General features: G+C 62.5%; 1 protein-coding gene. It reads right to left on the minus strand.

What is annotated here, in order from left to right; all coding sequences use genetic code 11:
* The coding region (gene ruvC / locus JWH17_RS23360; RefSeq protein ID WP_205225106.1) for a crossover junction endodeoxyribonuclease RuvC at positions 1 to 297 on the minus strand (297 nt) is incomplete at its 3' end.
* Positions 298 to 413 lie beyond the last annotated feature (116 nt).

Raw genomic sequence — 413 nt, forward strand, 5'->3', positions numbered from 1 at the left:
GACCGGCAGCAGGGCGTTGACCGCCGCGACTATGGCACTGCCACGGGCCTGACCCAGCTTCAAGGCCGAGTCGGCGTTGCGGGCCATGAAGACCCGCTCGATGGCGAACTCGTCGGGCTTGAACTGGGTGATGATCTCGCTCACCCCGTCATACACCTGCTTGAGGCGCGACGGCAGCTCGCCCAGATCGGTGCGAATACAGCCGGAGACCAGGTATTCCGCCTTGCCTGCGACTATGCGGATAACGCCGTAGCCTGTGATCCGGGAACCCGGGTCTATGCCCAAAATAATGCTCATGACACTCTGTTGCTCTGAAAGCAGTTCATGGGCGCCAAGATAGCAAACAAGCGTCCGCTTGGCTCGCGCGGCGGCGCCCTCGCCGGCTGACTGCGCAGGGATCCGTCATCTTGTAC

Origin of the sequence: Desulfogranum marinum, from assembly GCF_016918565.1 — a bacterium.
GTDB lineage: Bacteria > Desulfobacterota > Desulfobulbia > Desulfobulbales > Desulfobulbaceae > Desulfogranum > Desulfogranum marinum.